At 59.7% G+C, this 15,881-nt stretch carries 8 protein-coding genes, 2 tRNA genes and 3 rRNA genes; 2 read left to right on the top strand and 11 right to left on the bottom strand.

Features of this window, described 5'->3' with window-relative positions:
• Positions 1-68: 68 nt before the first annotated feature.
• From rrf to B0G74_RS43615, 5 genes are all read right to left on the bottom strand, one after another.
• Positions 69-181: ribosomal RNA gene (gene rrf / locus B0G74_RS43635) — 5S ribosomal RNA — on the bottom strand.
• A 203-nt stretch (positions 182-384) separates the two neighbouring features.
• Positions 385-3,270, bottom strand: a 23S ribosomal RNA gene (locus tag B0G74_RS43630).
• Between the two features lie 341 nt (positions 3,271-3,611).
• A tRNA-Ala gene (locus tag B0G74_RS43625) sits at positions 3,612-3,687 on the bottom strand.
• Between the two features lie 73 nt (positions 3,688-3,760).
• Positions 3,761-3,837 (bottom strand) — tRNA-Ile (locus B0G74_RS43620).
• 67 nt (positions 3,838-3,904) lie between these two features.
• Positions 3,905-5,436, bottom strand: a 16S ribosomal RNA gene (locus B0G74_RS43615).
• The 16S, 23S and 5S rRNA genes sit together here with 2 tRNA genes alongside, the layout of an rRNA operon.
• Positions 5,437-6,217: 781 nt before the next feature.
• On the opposite strand from B0G74_RS43615, the gene rpoD reads away from it, so the two are divergent.
• Positions 6,218-8,215, top strand: coding sequence for an RNA polymerase sigma factor RpoD (gene rpoD / locus B0G74_RS43610; protein WP_132383981.1), 1,998 nt, complete (start codon positions 6,218-6,220; stop codon positions 8,213-8,215).
• A gap of 57 nt (positions 8,216-8,272) precedes the next feature.
• On the opposite strand, the gene B0G74_RS43605 is transcribed toward rpoD, so the two are convergent.
• Entirely contained in the window at positions 8,273-8,659 is a 387-nt protein-coding gene (locus B0G74_RS43605) for a hypothetical protein (protein ID WP_132383979.1), read from the bottom strand.
• Positions 8,660-9,173: 514 nt separating this feature from the next.
• On the opposite strand from B0G74_RS43605, the gene B0G74_RS43600 reads away from it, so the two are divergent.
• Entirely contained in the window at positions 9,174-9,650 is a 477-nt protein-coding gene (locus B0G74_RS43600) for a PRC-barrel domain-containing protein (protein ID WP_132383977.1), read from the top strand.
• A gap of 185 nt (positions 9,651-9,835) precedes the next feature.
• Here the strand turns inward: B0G74_RS43600 and B0G74_RS43595 are convergent, their stop codons facing one another.
• From B0G74_RS43595 to B0G74_RS43575, 5 genes are all read right to left on the bottom strand, one after another.
• Entirely contained in the window at positions 9,836-10,957 is a 1,122-nt protein-coding gene (locus B0G74_RS43595) for a M48 family metallopeptidase (protein WP_132383975.1), read from the bottom strand.
• A 13-nt stretch (positions 10,958-10,970) separates the two neighbouring features.
• Positions 10,971-12,077, bottom strand: coding sequence for a YjgN family protein (locus B0G74_RS43590; protein WP_132383973.1), 1,107 nt, complete (start codon positions 12,075-12,077; stop codon positions 10,971-10,973).
• A 292-nt stretch (positions 12,078-12,369) separates the two neighbouring features.
• Entirely contained in the window at positions 12,370-13,185 is an 816-nt protein-coding gene (locus B0G74_RS43585) for a DUF2135 domain-containing protein (RefSeq protein ID WP_132383971.1), read from the bottom strand.
• Positions 13,186-13,207: 22 nt separating this feature from the next.
• Positions 13,208-14,098 (bottom strand): DUF2135 domain-containing protein, encoded by an 891-nt coding sequence (locus tag B0G74_RS43580; RefSeq protein ID WP_132383969.1) that lies wholly within the window; start codon positions 14,096-14,098, stop codon positions 13,208-13,210.
• Positions 14,095-15,870 carry a DUF2300 domain-containing protein gene (locus B0G74_RS43575; protein WP_132383967.1) on the bottom strand — a complete coding sequence of 592 codons (1,776 nt, stop codon included), beginning with the start codon at positions 15,868-15,870 and terminating at the stop codon, positions 14,095-14,097. Before B0G74_RS43575 ends, B0G74_RS43580 begins: the two co-directional genes overlap by 4 nt.
• Between the last annotated feature and the right edge of the window lie 11 nt (positions 15,871-15,881).

Raw genomic sequence — 15,881 nt, 5'->3', positions numbered from 1 at the left:
GTTTTTCCGTCGCCGTAAACGCAGAAACCCCACCTTTTCGGGGTGGGGTTTCTGTTTGCTGCGGGGGAGCCTGACGATTACCTACTTTCACACGGGTAATCCGCACTATCATCGGCGTGGAGTCGTTTCACGGTCCTGTTCGGGATGGAAGGGGTGGGACCGACTCGCTATGGTCATCAGGCATGACTGGTTGCCGCACTGCCCGTGGAGCCAGTACAGCCAATCTGGAAGAAGTAGTTTCTGGTGATGCTCACCAGGGGTAAAGCGTTGGGCTGTGCTGTTTCTGGCACAACATCGATCTCAACCTGTGTGCTCCCCTTTTCGGGGGTGGGATGCCGCGCAAGTGCTGAAGCACTGACGGTCATCGCAAAACACACCGGTTATAGGATCAAGCCTTACGGGCAATTAGTATCAGTTAGCTTAACGCATTACTGCGCTTCCACACCTGACCTATCAACGTCCTGGTCTTGAACGACCCTTCAAGGGGCTCGAAGCCCCGGGATATCTCATCTTAAGGCGAGTTTCCCGCTTAGATGCTTTCAGCGGTTATCTCTTCCGAACATAGCTACCCGGCGATGCCACTGGCGTGACAACCGGTACACCAGAGGTTCGTCCACTCCGGTTCCTTCTCGTACTAGGAGCAGCCCCCTTCAAATATCCAGCGCCCACGGCAGATTAGGGACCAAACTGTCTCACGACGTTTTAAACCCAGCCTCACGTACCTCTTTAAATGGCGAACAGCCATACCCTTGGGACCGGCTACAGCCCCAGGATGAGATGAGCCGACATCGAGGTGCCAAACACCGCCGTCGATATGAACTCTTGGGCGGTATCAGCCTGTTATCCCCAGAGTACCTTTTATCCGTTGAGCGATGGCCCTTCCATACAGAACCACCGGATCACTATGACCTGCTTTCGCACCTGCTCGACTTGTCGGTCTCGCAGTTAAGCACGCTTATGCCATTGCACTATCAGCACGATTTCCGACCGTACCTAGCGTACCTTCGTACTCCTCCGTTACACTTTGGGAGGAGACCGCCCCAGTCAAACTGCCTACCATGCACTGTCCCCAGTCCGGATAACGGACCAAGGTTAGAACCTCAAACAAACCAGGGTGGTATTTCAAGGTCGGCTCCACGCAGACTGGCGTCCACGCTTCAAAGCCTCCCACCTATCCTACACAGATCGGTTCAAAGTCCAATGCAAAGCTACAGTAAAGGTTCATGGGGTCTTTTCCGTCTAGCCGCGGGGAGATTGCATCATCACAAACACTTCAACTTCGCTGAGTCTCGGGAGGAGACAGTGTGGCCATCGTTACGCCATTCGTGCAGGTCGGAACTTACCCGACAAGGAATTTCGCTACCTTAGGACCGTTATAGTTACGGCCGCCGTTTACCGGGACTTCAATCAAGAGCTTGCACCCCATCATTTAATCTTCCGGCACCGGGCAGGCGTCACACCCTATACGTCCACTTTCGTGTTTGCAGAGTGCTGTGTTTTTATTAAACAGTCGCAGCCACCAGTTTATTGCAACCCCTTCACCCTTCTGGCGCAGGCCAGTCAAGCTACAGGGGCGTACCTTATCCCGAAGTTACGGTACCAATTTGCCGAGTTCCTTCTCCCGAGTTCTCTCAAGCGCCTTAGAATACTCATCTCGCCCACCTGTGTCGGTTTGCGGTACGGTCTTGTTAAACTGAGCTTAGAGGCTTTTCTTGGAACCACTTCCAGTTGCTTCTTCACCGAAGTGAATGGCGCCACGCCCTTGAATTGCGCACCCGGATTTGCCTGAGTGCCTTCTCCAACGCAGCGACCGGGACTTCCAACACCCGGACAACCTTCCGCGATCCGTCCCCCCATCGCATTTAACAATGGTGCAGGAATATTAACCTGCTTCCCATTCAGCTACGCATTTCTTGCCTCGCCTTAGGGGCCGACTCACCCTACGCCGATGAACGTTGCGTAGGAAACCTTGGGCTTACGGCGAGGGGCCTTTCACCCCCTTTATCGCTACTCATGTCAGCATTCGCACTTCCGATACCTCCAGCGCACTTTTCAATGCACCTTCGCAGGCTTACGGAACGCTCTCCTACCATGCATATAAATATGCATCCGCAGCTTCGGTATATTGCTTAGCCCCGTTACATCTTCCGCGCAGGACGACTCGATCAGTGAGCTATTACGCTTTCTTTAAAGGATGGCTGCTTCTAAGCCAACCTCCTGACTGTTTTAGCCTTCCCACTTCGTTTCCCACTTAGCAATATTTGGGGACCTTAGCTGGCGGTCTGGGTTGTTTCCCTCTTGACACCGGACGTTAGCACCCGATGTCTGTCTCCCGTGATTGCACTCTTCGGTATTCGGAGTTTGCTATGGCGTAGTAATCCGCAATGGACCCCACAACCATGACAGTGCTCTACCCCCGAAGGTGATACACGAGGCACTACCTAAATAGTTTTCGGAGAGAACCAGCTATTTCCAGGTTTGTTTAGCCTTTCACCCCTATCCACAGCTCATCCCCTAACTTTTCAACGTTAGTGGGTTCGGACCTCCAGTACGTGTTACCGCACCTTCATCCTGGCCATGGATAGATCACCTGGTTTCGGGTCTACACCCAGCGACTGAACGCCCTGTTCGGACTCGCTTTCGCTACGCCTGCCCTAATCGGTTAAGCTTGCCACTGAATGTAAGTCGCTGACCCATTATTACAAAAGGTACGCCGTCACCCCCTTGCGAAGGCTCCGACTGTTTGTATGCATGCGGTTTCAGGATCTATTTCACTCCCCTCCCGGGGTTCTTTTCGCCTTTCCCTCACGGTACTGGTTCACTATCGGTCGATCACGAGTATTTAGCCTTGGAGGATGGTCCCCCCATCTTCAGACAGGATTTCACGTGTCCCGCCCTACTTGTCGTACACCCAGTTCTTCCTCGCTGTTTTCGTCTACAGGGCTATCACCTGCTATGGCCGCACTTTCCAGAGCGTTCGACTAACAATGAAGATAAAGAGTACAGGCTGGTCCCATTTCGCTCGCCACTACTCTGGGAATCTCGGTTGATTTCTTTTCCTGCGGTTACTTAGATGTTTCAGTTCACCGCGTTCGCTTCGCATGACCTATGTATTCAGTCATGGATGACCCATACGGGCCGGGTTTCCCCATTCGGATATCGGTGGATCAAAGCTCGTTTGCCAGCTCCCCACCGCTTTTCGCAGGCTACCGCGTCCTTCATCGCCTGTGATCGCCAAGGCATCCACCACATGCACTTGTTCGCTTGACCCTATAACGGGTGTGTCTCGTGCATGATCCACGGGGAATCATGTGCTCGCCACAATCGCTACAGGTTGAGTATTCGTGTTGCGCCGTATTCCAAAGCAATCTTTCGATCACCTTTAAAATACATTGATACAATCACAACCCTGATTCACCTACTCACACACCCATCTCTAAGTATGCTTTCGTGAATCTCTTTACTACTTCTTCCTGATTGTTAAAGAACGACAGCCGATATCGCAGTTGCTATAACCGCGTATCACTCTGACTGGCTCAATCGCCAATGCCTGTTTCACTACACCGCAAACCCCTTTCAGGGTCCGCCGCAGTAAAACCGGCATTGAGGATTGGTGGAGGATGACGGGATCGAACCGACGACCCCCTGCTTGCAAAGCAGGTGCTCTCCCAGCTGAGCTAATCCCCCAGTCATACGCAGATAAACTCTCTATGCGCACGGCATACCCCGGGATCATCGATCAGCACACCAGACAAGACTTTGGTGGGTCTGGATGGATTCGAACCATCGACCCCCGCCTTATCAAGACGGTGCTCTAACCGACTGAGCTACAGACCCCTGAGTCTGTCCTGATTTCACAGCCGATAAGCGTGAGCGCTCAACGCGGTTGACACGTCAGCTCGAGAAAGGAGGTGATCCAGCCGCACCTTCCGATACGGCTACCTTGTTACGACTTCACCCCAGTCATGAATCCTACCGTGGTGACCGTCCTCCTTGCGGTTAGACTAGCCACTTCTGGTAAAACCCACTCCCATGGTGTGACGGGCGGTGTGTACAAGACCCGGGAACGTATTCACCGCGGCATGCTGATCCGCGATTACTAGCGATTCCAGCTTCACGCACTCGAGTTTGCAGAGTGCGATCCGGACTACGATCGGTTTTCTGGGATTGGCTCCCCCTCGCGGGTTGGCGACCCTCTGTTCCGACCATTGTATGACGTGTGAAGCCCTACCCATAAGGGCCATGAGGACTTGACGTCATCCCCACCTTCCTCCGGTTTGTCACCGGCAGTCTCCCTAGAGTGCTCTTGCGTAGCAACTAGGGACAAGGGTTGCGCTCGTTGCGGGACTTAACCCAACATCTCACGACACGAGCTGACGACAGCCATGCAGCACCTGTGTTATGGCTCCCTTTCGGGCACCCCGGCCTCTCAGCCAGGTTCCATACATGTCAAGGGTAGGTAAGGTTTTTCGCGTTGCATCGAATTAATCCACATCATCCACCGCTTGTGCGGGTCCCCGTCAATTCCTTTGAGTTTTAATCTTGCGACCGTACTCCCCAGGCGGTCAACTTCACGCGTTAGCTACGTTACTAAGGAAATGAATCCCCAACAACTAGTTGACATCGTTTAGGGCGTGGACTACCAGGGTATCTAATCCTGTTTGCTCCCCACGCTTTCGTGCATGAGCGTCAGTATTGGCCCAGGGGGCTGCCTTCGCCATCGGTATTCCTCCACATCTCTACGCATTTCACTGCTACACGTGGAATTCTACCCCCCTCTGCCATACTCTAGCCCGCCAGTCACAAATGCAGTTCCCAGGTTAAGCCCGGGGATTTCACATCTGTCTTAGCGAACCGCCTGCGCACGCTTTACGCCCAGTAATTCCGATTAACGCTTGCACCCTACGTATTACCGCGGCTGCTGGCACGTAGTTAGCCGGTGCTTATTCTTCCGGTACCGTCATCCCCCACGGGTATTAACCACGAGGTTTTCTTTCCGGACAAAAGTGCTTTACAACCCGAAGGCCTTCTTCACACACGCGGCATTGCTGGATCAGGCTTTCGCCCATTGTCCAAAATTCCCCACTGCTGCCTCCCGTAGGAGTCTGGGCCGTGTCTCAGTCCCAGTGTGGCTGGTCGTCCTCTCAGACCAGCTACAGATCGTCGCCTTGGTAGGCCTTTACCCCACCAACTAGCTAATCTGCCATCGGCCGCCCCTGTAGCGCGAGGTCCGAAGATCCCCCGCTTTCATCCACAGATCGTATGCGGTATTAATCCGGCTTTCGCCGGGCTATCCCCCACTACAGGACACGTTCCGATGTATTACTCACCCGTTCGCCACTCGCCACCAGGATTGCTCCCGTGCTGCCGTTCGACTTGCATGTGTAAGGCATGCCGCCAGCGTTCAATCTGAGCCAGGATCAAACTCTTCAGTTCAAACCTGTTACTGTTTTCGGTTCATTTAAGAACCGGTCGCTCACTCAACGTACTGACGATGATTTGATTGCTCAAACCTTCCTCTAATACTGTGTGAGACTTGATACTTTCGCTTGTTCAGCAGATCCCGAAAGATCCACCTCGCGTCGCGCATCAAGCGCCCACACTTATCGGCTGTTAATTTTTAAAGATCGGTTACGCATTCACCACCGGACCAGCGCCGCGCGTCGTCAACCTCACAACCACCCGGCACCGCTTCGTTCTGCGTCGCTGCATCAGCAGCAGAGAAACGAGATTATGAAGAACGACTGACACGTCGTCAACCCCCTTTTGTGAATTTTCTTTTGACCAGACGCCAATCGACGCCAGAAACAGGCGTCCCCTATATATAGGGAGAGTGGTGCAAACGCGACCCCGTCGTGTCAGGACGACCGAACTCCTCTATAGTGAGAAGCTTGAAATCAGCGAATGTGCACGCACCTAGATGCATCGAACCGGCGACCGCTCTACGCCCGACCAGCGGCCCAAGGACGAACCTGCGACAAACGCGCATGATGAAATGATGTGCACAGGATGAGCGCGAAGCCCCAAGCTCGTATATAATGCGAGCCGCGCGAATTTCGCACATTTCTATCGGCCCGCTTCGAGCGGGCTCATCTTTTTTGCTCCCCAGAGCACAGCCAAACAACCGCGTTGAGTCACTCAGGTGATGTTGAGCCATGCTCGAAACGCCTGACGGTCGCGTCTTGCGTCTCATAGCGAAGCCTCTAGAGGAGAATACGTGAACCCTTTTGATCGCGAAGATTCGCAACACGAAACCGCCGCCTACACCGCCAAAGCGCCCTCGGGCCGTACGGCCAAGGGCAAGGGCGCCGGTAAAGCGATCCCCGTGGCGGCCGAACTGCCGCCGCAGCAAGCCGAAGAACGTCAGCGCCAGATGCGTGCGCTGATCCAGCTGGGTAAGGAGCAAGGCTACCTGACCCACGCGCAGATCAACGACCATCTGCCCGACAACTTCGCGCAAACGGCCGCGATCGACAGCATTGTCAGCGCGTTCAACGACATGGGCGTGCAGGTCTACGAACAGGCCCCGGACGCCGAAACGCTGCTGCTGAACTCGAACGCCCCCGCCGTGGTGTCGGACGATCAGGCGGACGAGGAAACCGAAGTCGCCCTGTCGACCGTCGATTCTGAATTCGGCCGCACGACCGACCCGGTGCGCATGTACATGCGCGAGATGGGCGCGACCGAGCTGCTGACGCGCGCGGGCGAAATCGCAATTGCGAAGCGCATCGAAGACGGCCTGCATGAAATGGTGCAGGCGATTGCCGCTTGCCCGCTCGCGATCTCGGCCATTCTGGCGAGCGCCCAGCAGGTTGCCGACGGCGAGCTGCGCATCGACGAACTGGTCGACGGTCTGAATGAAGACACGCTCGCCGCCGAAGAAGACAGCGCAAGCGCAGACGCGTCCGCCGATGTCGACGCGGACACCGACAGCGACGACGAAGAAGACAGCGACGACGACGTCGGCCCGGCCGACTCCTCGGCAGCAGACGAAGCGCGCCTGAAGCAACTCACGAGCGACTGCCTCGAAATCTTCGCCCAGGTCGGCATGCTGTCCGACCAGATGAACGCGTCGCACACGCGCGGCGACGTCACCTCGAAGGCGTATCAGCGCGCGCGCGAAGAGATCCAGCAGCACCTCGCGAAGATCCGCTTCACGGCGCGCACGATCGATCGCCTGTGCGGCGACGTGCAGCAACAGGTTGCGCAAGTCCGCGCGATCGAGCGCAACATTCTGCAAATCGTCGTTTCGAAGAGCGGCATGCCGCGTGAGAAGTTCATCGAGTCGTTTGCCGGTCATGAGGCCGACCTCGGCTGGACGGAACGCGCCGCGCGCCCGTCATCGTCGTACGGCGCGGCGCTGGAGCGCCATCTGCCGGCAATTCAGTCCGAACAGCAAAAGCTGATCGAAATCGAAGCAACGGTTTCGCTGCCGCTGAAGCATCTGAAAGAGATCAACCGCCAGATGGTCGCGGCCGAATCGAAGATGCGCAAGGCGAAGAGCGAGATGATCGAGGCGAACCTGCGTCTCGTGATCTCGATCGCGAAGAAGTACGTGAACCGCGGCATGCTGTTCCTCGACCTGATCCAGGAAGGCAACATCGGCTTGATGAAGGCGGTGGACAAGTTCGAATACCGTCGCGGCTGGAAGTTTTCCACGTACGCAACGTGGTGGGTCCGCCAGGCCGTGACGCGTTCGCTCGCCGACCAGGCTCGCACGATCCGCGTGCCGGTGCACATGATCGAAACGATCAACAAGCTGAACCGCATCTCGCGCGAAATCCTGCAGCAGACCGGTCAGGAAGCGCATCCGTCCGTGCTCGCGGAACGCATGGAACTCTCGGAAGAGAAGGTGCGCGGCATTCTGAAGATCGCGAAGCAGCCGGTGTCGATGGAAACGCCGGTCGGTGACGACGGCGATGCCACGCTCGGCGACATGATCGAAGACTCGGCAGCGTCCTCGCCGGCCGACGCAGCGATGCAAGCCGACTTGCGCGCCGCCATCGACGACGCGCTCGACTCGCTGTCGCCGCGCGAAGCCAAGGTGCTTCGTATGCGCTACGGTATCAACACGAAGTCGGACCACACGCTCGAAGAAGTCGGCAAACAGTTCGACGTGACGCGTGAGCGGATTCGTCAGATCGAGAGCAAGGCCATGCGCAAGCTGATGCATCCGAGCCGCGCTGATCGCCTGAAGTCGTTCCTCGACCGCTAAGCCAGCAATAGCGCTTGTCGTGCATCACGCACGGCAAGCGCATTCTTTCTCCCTCTCTCAAGCAAGCAGCGAAATGATCCCGCCGATCGTGATGCCCGCTGCCAGCCACCGCCCCGCCGTATAGAACGCGTTGTGTGCTTCCTGAGGCTGATCCGGACGCTCGAGCCCGAGCGTGCCGTACGCAAACGATTTCACCGCTGAGACGCCGGATGCCGGTGTGCCCTCGCTTGCAGAATCGCTGACTGCGTCGCCCTGGCCCGTATTGCCTTCTTGAGCCGCCGTCGCCGTCGCCGCGCCTTCCGCGGAGATATGGACGGCGTCATCCTGCGTGGGTGCATCCACCGTCGATGTCTGCATGACGGCGTCGTCCGCCGCGGACGGGCTTTTCGTCGTCGCGCGGTCCGGTCCCGGCAGTGTCGACGACAACGCACTGTCGATTTGCATAGCAACCACCGTTGATTTCGCTTATTCGATGCGCCGGCCGCCGTCCGCTAGCGGCGAATCGAGCACCTATGCAATAGCGCCGCAAACAGCTTGTGGACGACGCACGGCCGGCTACAACACCTATCGACCCCAGTGCGCCGAAACTTGAGCTCCGGTAAGAAAGGGTAAGCGCTTTCCTTTGAATCGCTGCGTCCTCACGCCGCCGGGCTCGGCCCACCACCTCGCGTTGAACAGCCCGACAAGATCCGTTTGCGCAAGCTACGCGGCGAAACGCGGCTTGGCCCATTGCGTCGAGCCGTGGCGTCACCCGCCGCGGTCGCGCAACGTTCGCCGGTCACGCCTCCCACAATTGCGCGATTCCAGGTGCGCACCGCCGCATGGCCGAGCAACCCACGCCTGCCGGGCGGCAACGGGCGGCGGCAACCGTCAGAAGGCGCTCCCGCGCCAACCATTCCCAGGTAACAGGCATAGTCGTTGCGCGCTTCCCATGTACGCTTTTTACGAGGAGCACATCATGACCACGTTCGATCCCCAAGTCCCGGCATCCGCCGGCGCACAGGGCGCAAATATTGTTGGAGTCGGCATCGGTGACGGACCCGGACCGGATGTCATGGCGGCATCGACGCTAGACGGAAACAAGGTGATGTCGTCCGACGGCGAACATGTCGGCAAGATCTCCGACATCATGCTCGACGTACGCGGCGGCCGAATCGCTTATGCGGTGCTATCCACCGGCGGCTTTCTAGGCATAGGCGACACGCTTCACGCGATTCCCTGGAGCGCGCTCACGCTCGACACGGACGACAAGTGCTTCGTGCTCGACGCAAGCGCCGAACGCATAAAAAACGCGCCTGGCTTCGATAAGGATAACTGGCCTTCGATGGTGGACATGCAATGGGGCACGTCCGTGCACGAGTACTACAACCGTCCGCCGTATTGGGCGGCCACGCGTGACGCCGTCGAAGAGCGGAGATTGGACTCCGACCTTTAATCGTCAAACGACGTGCATCGAGCCTCACGAGACGCCTTCTTGCTGAAGGCGTGCTTGCGGTCGAATTTGTCCACAGCATTTGTCCACAGAAATTGTTCGCAAGCCTGTGGACAACCTGCGCATGACTCATCCAACTCCTTGAACGCATTGGCTTTCACCGCTGCGCTCTCAATGAGTCGCGTGGCTCACGGCTTGCCGCACATCGAGCGGACAGCGGCCCATTCGCTCGGCGTCAACGCGCTGTCGCCGAGCGGTGACCCTTGGCTTTGCTTTTGCCGATCGCTCGTCCGCGGATGATCCGAAAGGAATTCCACCGCAGCGCCGGCATTGTCGTTGCGCGTATCGTTGCGCGTATCGTTGCGCGTATCGTTGCGCGTATCGTTGCGCGTGTCGTTGCGCGTGTCGTTGCGCGTGTCAGTCAGCGCAAAAAAACCGGCGAGCCCGTCGCTGCGCAAGCCGCTTGCTTGCAGATAGGCGACGCCGTTCGCATCGGCGAGGCGCTCCATATCGCGGCTATACGACAAACCCACGAGTCGCCCAGCCAGCGACGACACATCGGCAAAGCCGAGATTGATGCCGAGCGTTGCGCTGATCACGCCGATACCAGCGCCGCGAAACAACGCGACCATCGGATCCCGTCGCGCGATATGTCCGGTCTCGTGCGCCATCACGCCGGCGAGTTGATCTGCATTGCCGACTCGCTCGATCAAACCGCGCATGATCACCATGCGTGCGCCAGGCAGCGTCAGCGCATTGACCATCTTGCGGTCGACCACCTCCAGGTGGACCGGTTGCGCGATACCCGCAGCATGAGCGAGCCGCGCTTCGAGTTGCTCGAGCGCGCGCTGTCCCTCTTCACCGCGACACACTTTGTGCTTGCCGACGACGACCGCCTCCACCATCTCGCCGAGCTGGTTTTCGGCGCTGCGCGGCACCAGCGCCGCGCCCACCGCCGGCAGTCGCACGACGAGCACGAACGCGAGCACCAGCGCCACCACGCCGACCACCAGCCAGCCGAGATAATGCCGCCGCTTCATGCGCCGCGGCATTATCTGCGCCGGCAACGTAGCAGCATCGGTCGACACGCGGCCCGGCTCGCCTTTGCACGACAACGCGACTCGTCCTTCCGGATCGCGTTCGCCGACGACCAGTCGCGCTCGCGGCCACACCGCCAGCTCACCCGCTTCGCCGTCGATGGAGAGAAACGCGTCGCTCCAGCGCAGCGTCACCGCATGAGCAGCGGCACTGCGACCGTCGTAAAAGCGCGTGCCCGTCGAGTGCGCGCCCTCTGAATCGGAGAAGGTCAATGCCGCCTCAGAATCAGAACGCGCCGCCGTGATCGAGCAGGTTCAGCATACCCTCGCCGGTACGCGGCGCCGCCTGATCGCTTTGAGCCAGCGTCTGCGGATCGAGCTGACCGGACACTTGCAGCGTATCCGCCGCGAGTCGCATCACGCGATGCAGCACGATCGGCAAACCCAAGCCCAGCGTGAACACGACGATGGCCAGATTGCCGAGGATCATGCCGAGCAGACGCCCCGCGGTGATGCTGCTGCCGAAGCGCAGTTGCGAGCCCAGCGTCGTATTGCCCATGACATGGCGCGTGAGCAGCGCCAGGTAGAAGCACTGAATCAGCAACGCGCCGACGATGAACAGCACGTAAAACAGAAACACCGAGCCGACAGCGGCGAGCGCCGCGGGATCGTTTCCCTTCAGCGGAGCGTGGCCAATCGGCAGCAGCGCCATGAAGCTCTTGAAGAAGATCGCCCCGAGTACGACCAGCAGCGCGACCACACCGACAAACGTACCGACGAACGCGGCATACAACGCGCGGGCGCGGCCTTCAAAGTGAAACGGCAAGCTGCCGAAACTGCTTGCGTTGATGCGGCGTTCCGCGAGGCGCATCGACACCCACGGCACCATCTGACCGAGCGTGACGATGCAAAGCAGGCCATACAGCAACACATACACGCCGTAGACGAAGGACGAACCGGTCATGCCGCCGCGAATCCCGCACCACTGCGTGCGACTCAGGCGATAACGCTGCGCGCTGAAATACGCGCCCGCCGCGACCACTGCGATCACGACGTAAAGCGCAAGAAACGGCAACGCACCCAGCAACGCACTTCCCGTAACGGCGCGCAGAACCGCGCTGAGAATGCCCGCGCCGATAACCGCGCCGATCATAATCGCGATCGCCAGCAAAAAACCTTTGAACAATTCACCGCCGGTGCCCGTGTATTCAAACCGCTCACCTTGAAAGCGCATGCGCGACCAGATATATCGGCGAGTATTGGTGGTCGCCCAAAATCGATAAATACCTAGCGTGATGATCTGCAGCAGCAGATTTTTGATGAAGATCCCGTACAACTCCCCAATCTTGCCGTCATAGGTCAAGAGCGGCTGCTTCTGGTCGAGTGAATTCATTTTTCTTCTGCCCCATTCGCGAACTGACGTTTTTTTGGCCCGCGCTGGCGTATGCGTTGCGGGCTGGCGACGGCCCCGCGCAAAACTGGCTTACCTCGCGCAAGCATTTGAAAACCGGCTGACGAAACAAAGCAAGCCGATGAGCGCGATCATTACACGCTTTTGTTGATTTATAAACACTCTTCCTACTTAATGAAAATCTCGCCTTTATTAAGTGAAGGTTTATCAACAAATTAAGCCATTTCGCATCGTCGCGCTCAGAAAAATCATAAGCCACTCGCGTCCGCTGCTTTTACGGCAAGACAAACGTTTTCACGAGCGTCAATTCACCGGCCTTGCGCATGGGCACGCGAATCGTTTCGCTCTTTTCGTTCGGCGTATTCTCGTTCGTGATGATGGTTACCTGCGCGACGGTCATATCGGCGCCGCTATTACCGCTGCCGTAGTAATTCACATAGACCAGATACGTGCCCTTCAACGGCGCCGCGGACGAGTAAATCTCCGGCCCATAGCCCGTCGTCACGTCGACGTCGAGCGCGCCGCCGTTCGGCGCGACGCGCTCGCCGTACCAGGTGTGCGCGCCGTCGGGCGAGACGACGTGCAGATCCAGATCGGTGCCATCGGTGTCCCACGCGAGCAGCACGCGCAGCTTCGGCTGGGTCTTGCCGCTGTAGGCGTCGTAGAACTGCACGCGCTTGCGGCTGCCGTCCGGCGCGCGCAGTTCTACGCCGTTGCTGCCAGCAGGAAACGCATACGGCCGCGAGAACTTGCCGTCCTCTTCCACGCGCTGCGGCAGCGGCGTGCCGTCGACCACCAGCGTGCCCACCGACGTGCCCTTCTTCTTCGGCGTGTTGCGGATCTGCCCTTCGATCAGCGCGAATTTGGACTGCCCCTCCGGCGTCGACACCGCCACCGCCGGGTAGTGCACGTCCTGCGTATAACGCTCGCTATCGCCACTCGTGTTGCGCCAGCCGTTCAACGGCGCGGCGAAGTCGATGTCGCTCGCGTGCGCCGCCGACGCTACCAGCAAGCAGGCCAAACTAGCCACGCAGGCCATTGCGAGCCAACCGCGGCTCGCCATCATCCAACCCGTCGTCTCGACCTTCATCGTCACTGCTCCCATCCCGCTGTCAGAGTCGCTCGCTTTTCACGAGCATCAGGTCGCCGATCTTGCGCAGCGGCACGACCATCGTTTCACGCCGTTCGTTCGGCGTGTTTTCGTTGAACACCAGCGTCAACGTCGCCGTAATCACGTCGCGATCGTGCGCGGCGGCGTCGAAGTTGTAGCCGGTCGAATCGAAATTGCCCCAGTAATTCAGAAAGAACAGCCACGTGCCATGCTCGGGTGCCGCCGAAGAAAAGATCCCCGGCCCCGCGCCGTCCACCGAATCGACGTCGAAACCGCTGCCGTCCTCAAGCGTCGGATTGGCGAAGAAGGCATGCAGGCCGCCCGGTGTGATCACATGCAGATCGACCTGCGCATGCGGATCATCCCACGTGACCATCGCGCGCAGCTTCGCCTGCGGCTTGCTGCGGTCGGCTTCGTAAAATTGCATGCGCTGGTGCTGCTTGCCGTCGGCGGAAATCAGCTCGATGCTGTTCGAACCCGCGCCGAACGCCCAGGGCCGCGCGAACGAGCCTTCGTCGTCGGTATAAATCGGCGTGGGGTTGCCGTTGACGACCAGCGTCGGCGGCTTGCGCGCGTGTTTGTCGATGTGCTTCAGGCGTCCCTCGATCAGCGTGCGATAGCGCTGCGCGCCGCGATCGACCGGTGGCCGCGGATAAGCCGCGACGAAATGCTCGCCCTCGTTCGTCAGCCCGCTGTGACGCCAACCGCCGAACGCGCCGGTCAGATCGGCGAGCGCGCCGTCGGCGTCGGCGGCTTCGGCATTCGGCGCAGCAGTGCAGAGCGCAAGCGCAGCCCCGACCGCGGCCAGCGTTACGACGGCGCGAACACGGATGGCGAGCCGCGAAGGCGACCAGCGCAACAAGGATATCGGCGAGCGCGAGACGGTATTCATTGGATCGGATTGTCGGTACGAATCAGCGTGCGCGCGGTGCGCTCGACGAACGTCTCATCGAGCCCACGCGGATGATGCTGGAACGCGAGGTGAATGTATTCATGCGCCAACGCGATACGGTCCTCTTCGGTCTGCAAGCGATACACGTACACGCGATTGCGCTGCGCATCCGCATACGGCCGACCTTCGCGCACGGCGCACACCGCGGGCAAATCGGGCGTTTCGTAGCCTGCCGCGCCGTCCATGCGCCGCGCCCACAACGGCGCGTTGCGTTGCAGCCATGCTTGCGCGCCGGCCACCTCGACGCAGTCGCCCGATAGCGGACTCTGGAACGAAGTCAGCGTCGCTTGCGGCCAGGTACGCGCGAGAATCGCGTCGAAAGTGAGGCCGGTTTGCGCGGAGGACTTCGCGGCCTGCCAGCTCATCTGTCCCGGCGCGGCCTTGTCGTGGTGATACTGAACCGGCACACCGGTCAGCACCAACGCATCGGTCACATCAGCGGCATGGCGCGCGGCGGCCGTCGGCGCGCGTGGCAGGACGCGCTGCGTGCTGCTGCTGTCGTCGATACGGAAACAGCCGTGATCGTGGTTGCCGTGCTGTACGACGTAGGTGCGTGCCGCGACCGCCAACGCCTTCGCCGCTTCCGCCTGGCTCGTGTCGCCTTCGCGCTCGACCACACGGGCCACATAGTCGTTCATGCCGAATCGGCCGACCACTTGCGGCGCGCCGGCGGCATCGCGATCGAGTCGCAGCTCGCCGCGGCTCGTCACCCGCGCCAAATTGCCATTGACGAAGCCGACCCGGAAATCACCGCGCAACGGCCCCTCGGACGCAGCGGCCGGTCCTTTATCGCCGAACACTTCGCGAATCGGATAGCGGCTGAAGAAATCGACCAGCACGCAAGCGCCGTCGTCCGGCACGGTGACCTGCGTGAGCAGTGGGGCGATGCGCGGCGCGGCGGCGGCCAGCACGCGCGCGCTGCCGCCCGGACCGCCCAGCCATACCGGCGTGCCGTCGGCGAGCCAGCCCGCCGCGCCGCCGATCGAAGCGCCCGGACGCGCCGGGTCCGGCATCGTCCACGTCTTGGCGCGCAGCACGCTGCCGTAAAGCGACACCGTGCCTTCACCGCGTCCGCTGGTCAGCACCGACACCAGCGTGCTCGCCGCCGCTTCGCGCGGCCGGACGGGCATCGCCTGCAAGGCGGCGAGCAGTTCGGTCACCGGCACGCGGCGCGTGGGCGTCATGGCATGCAGATCGTGCAGCCATGCGGGCGCGTGAGCGGCCGTCCAATACTTGCGCCAGTCGGCGGAATCGAGCTGCAGGCGCGCGGGTTCGAAAAAGAGCCCGCATGACTGCACCAACGCATGTTCACGGTCGATGTGACTACCTGTCATGCAGCAATACACTTCTTCCGGATCGCCGCCGTTGCAGGCGTAGTCCGGTGTGGCGATGTTGCGGTCCACCAGATAGCCGTAGACGAACAGCTTCCATACGCTGCCGAGCGGCGTCTCCAGCGTCGCGGGCAAGACACCCGCGCCCTGCGGCGAGAAGCCGACCGCGGCGCCGCTGCCGTCGACTTGCCAAAGCTGGCTCTGGCCGTCGCGCAGCCAGGCGAAGCGCAGCATCTGCGAACCGGACACCGTTTGAGATGAAGTCGCCGCATACGCGAGGGTGCCGTTGCAAACACAGCAACCGAACCCGACGCCCACGGCAAGCGCGATCCGCAGCCTGGCTGCCAGACGATCGCGTAGAGGCCGAAGCGTGCGGAACATGGCGGTCTCGT

The sequence above is a fragment of the Paraburkholderia sp. BL9I2N2 genome, from assembly GCF_004339745.1.
Lineage (GTDB): Bacteria > Pseudomonadota > Gammaproteobacteria > Burkholderiales > Burkholderiaceae > Paraburkholderia.
The sequence above is the reverse complement of the archived record's forward strand: the minus strand, read 5'-3'. Positions and strand labels throughout refer to the sequence as shown.

Excerpts from the sequence above, each read along its gene's own strand:
- B0G74_RS43605 (WP_132383979.1), bottom strand. The coding sequence starts at position 8,659 with ATGCAAATCGACAGTGCGTTGTCGTCGACACTGCCGGGACCGGACCGC.
- B0G74_RS43600 (WP_132383977.1), top strand. The coding sequence starts at position 9,174 with ATGACCACGTTCGATCCCCAAGTCCCGGCATCCGCCGGCGCACAGGGC.
- B0G74_RS43590 (WP_132383973.1), bottom strand. The coding sequence starts at position 12,077 with ATGAATTCACTCGACCAGAAGCAGCCGCTCTTGACCTATGACGGCAAG.
- B0G74_RS43585 (WP_132383971.1), bottom strand. The coding sequence starts at position 13,185 with ATGAAGGTCGAGACGACGGGTTGGATGATGGCGAGCCGCGGTTGGCTC.
- B0G74_RS43580 (WP_132383969.1), bottom strand. The coding sequence starts at position 14,098 with ATGAATACCGTCTCGCGCTCGCCGATATCCTTGTTGCGCTGGTCGCCT.
- B0G74_RS43575 (WP_132383967.1), bottom strand. The coding sequence starts at position 15,870 with ATGTTCCGCACGCTTCGGCCTCTACGCGATCGTCTGGCAGCCAGGCTG.